The following is a 2,527-nucleotide window of genomic DNA, read 5'->3' as shown; positions in this document are numbered from 1 at the left end:
CCGGATTGGTCACCTTGATTTTTGCCATTTGGGGATCGGGCCGTTTCGGGAGGGAAGCCTGCAAGTGTCCCGGCTATAGCATCGGGACGGCGCAGGCGAAAGCCGAATGGACGGCATTACCGCACTGATTTTCCAGATGTTCTGACGTTTCCGCTGCGTTCCCGGCCAAAGCTTGGCTGCCTGCATTCATCTTCCGCTGCAAATTCAACTTCATTCCACTAAGTGCGTTATTTGACTTGAGAAAAATCTGGAAAGGCGCAATCGAAGACGCGGCGAGCGACGCCGTTGAACCAGAATCTCAAGCGTAAGGTGAAAGACGAGGCGAGATGTCGGGCACCGACAGGACGAAAACCGGCATCGCCGAGACCGGCTTCACCGTTATTCTGGTCGAGCCGCAGCTTGGCGAGAACATCGGCATGGCGGCGCGCGCCATGGGCAATTTCGGCCTGACGCGGCTGCGCATCGTCAACCCGCGCGACGGCTGGCCCAATGTCGCGGCGCAGCGCGCGGCGGCGGGCGCCGATCACATCATCGGCAAGGTGGAGCTGTTCGACACGGTCGCCGACGCCGTGGCCGATTGCACGCTGCTGTTCGCGACCACCGCGCGCGCTCACGATCAGGCCAAGCCGGTCGTCGCGCCGGAGGCGGCCGCCCTTGAGGCCAACGCGCAGATCGCGGCCGGCGGCCATGTCGGCATCCTGTTCGGGCGCGAGCGCGCCGGCCTTCTGAACGAGGAGGTGGCGATGGCGGACCGTATCATCACCTATCCCGTCAATCCGGGCTTCGCCTCGCTCAACCTGGCGCAGGCCGTGCTGCTGATGGGCTACGAATGGTTCAAGCTGGTGACGAAGGGCGAGTTGCCGTTCGCGATGCCGGAGCGTTCGGAGCGGGCCTCGCAACATCAGATGCAGGCGTTCTTCGACAATCTTGTCGCCGAACTCGACAAGGTCGAATTCCTCCGCCCGCCGGAAAAGCGCGACACCATGCTGGTGAACCTGCGCAACATCTTCACCCGCATGGAGCCGACCAAGCAGGACATGCACACGCTCCATGGAGTCGTCATGGCGATCGCGGAAGGGCGCAAGGGACCGGCCAAGGGCGGCGTGCTCGACGGCGCGCAGGCAACGCGGCTGCGGGCGCTGTTGGCCGAGCAGGGGCCGGGCGGAGCGTCCGCCGACAGCAGCAGCACGGTGCGCGGGCTGGCGCGGCTGCTCAGACGAAATCCCACCGATGCCGAGCGCATCCTGTGGCAAGCGTTGACGCGCGACCGCCGCTTCGCCGGCCAGTTCAAGCGGCAGACCCCGGTCGGCCGTCACATCCCGGATTTCGTGTCGTTCACGCAGCGCGTCGCGATCGAGCTGGTGAACGCGAACGAGAGCGAGACAATCGCGCGCGACCGCGCCGCGCGGGCGGCGTGGCTCACCGAGCGCGGCTATCGCGTCGTCGATATCGAAGCGGCGGCGGTGGAGAGCGATCTGGCGGGGGTGCTGGATGGGCTGGCGGGGAAGAAGGGAGAGAGGGAGCAGGGCCGTGAGGATAATCGGTTGAATTCCTGCGTCCAAATAATACGGCGCGAGGGCGACAATCTATAGAACCCTCGTCCTTCGCAAAGGTCTATCTTCGTTTGCTCAGCTTGATCAAAATTTGGTCGGGACGCACAGCGCCGAGCACGGGTTTTCTTCGTCCAATAAATTGGCTCTTGGCGGATTTTGGATCAGGTCCTACTTCGTGGACGAATATTTGGCAGATTTGCATACCTGGGAGGAGCGCGATTGGTACCTCGCCTACATTGCTGAGTTCTAAAGCAAGACAACCCGAAAAGCCGGGTTGAATACCCGAGGCAGTTTCAATAATGAGTCCTCTTCTGCCGAGCGAGGATTTACCAGTCACGTATCCTCCGAGGTCTGATGGAAATCGCATCCACTCAAGGGTTATCCCTAAAACGAAATTTCGTGGATGAAGGATAAATGGCTCGCCAAAACGAACAAAGTGTTCCTTAGTTGGCACCTTATCTTCGTCAGGATTTAGAGTTTCGGCACTAGAAGTCGGCACACTGATTTTCAAGTGTGGAGTTCGCGAATGGCGCAGGGTCCGAAACCATCGTCCGAGACGCAAATCAATTGAAGCCGCGCCCGTTGCAGCTAGTGGAGTGACTCTAACGTTTGCTTCCCCCGTTTGACCGCGGCGAGGACCCGCTTTGGGTCGGCGGTCCAGACGAAGGGTTTGGGATCGGCGTTTGTCTCGGCGACGAAGCGGTTGATGGCGACTTGCAGGTCAACAACGGATCGGAACACGCCGCGCTTGAGGCGACGGCGCGTGAGTTTGGCGAAGAAGCCTTCGACCGCGTTGAGCCAGGATGCGGAGGTCGGGGTGAAGTGGAACGTCCAGCGAGGATGCCGGGCCAGCCATTGGCGCACCTTCGGATGCTTGTGGGTCGCATAGTTGTCGATGATCGCGTGGATCACTTTTCCCACTGGGACCTGCTCCTCGATCGTGTTGAGGAATCGGATGAACTCCTGGTGGCGAT

At 60.9% G+C, this 2,527-nt stretch carries 3 protein-coding genes; 1 reads left to right on the top strand and 2 read right to left on the bottom strand.

What is annotated here, in order from left to right; translation table 11 throughout:
* Positions 1–326: 326 nt before the first annotated feature.
* Complete coding sequence (locus BGN91_RS05040; protein WP_292611090.1) at positions 327–1,592, top strand: TrmJ/YjtD family RNA methyltransferase; 1,266 nt, start codon at positions 327–329, stop codon at positions 1,590–1,592.
* 22 nt (positions 1,593–1,614) lie between these two features.
* Here BGN91_RS05040 and dcd read toward each other — a convergent pair whose 3' ends face one another.
* Entirely contained in the window at positions 1,615–2,115 is a 501-nt protein-coding gene (dcd, locus tag BGN91_RS05035; RefSeq protein ID WP_292611088.1) for a dCTP deaminase, read from the bottom strand.
* A gap of 26 nt (positions 2,116–2,141) precedes the next feature.
* Positions 2,142–2,527 (bottom strand): transposase (locus BGN91_RS05030; RefSeq protein ID WP_292611086.1); only part of this gene is annotated, 386 nt, incomplete at its 5' end.

Origin of the sequence: Nitrobacter sp. 62-13 (assembly GCF_001896955.1) — a bacterium.
Classification (GTDB): domain Bacteria; phylum Pseudomonadota; class Alphaproteobacteria; order Rhizobiales; family Xanthobacteraceae; genus Nitrobacter.
This window is presented reverse-complemented; position numbering and strand designations above follow the sequence as displayed.

Excerpts from the sequence above, each read along its gene's own strand:
- BGN91_RS05040 (WP_292611090.1), top strand. The coding sequence starts at position 327 with ATGTCGGGCACCGACAGGACGAAAACCGGCATCGCCGAGACCGGCTTC.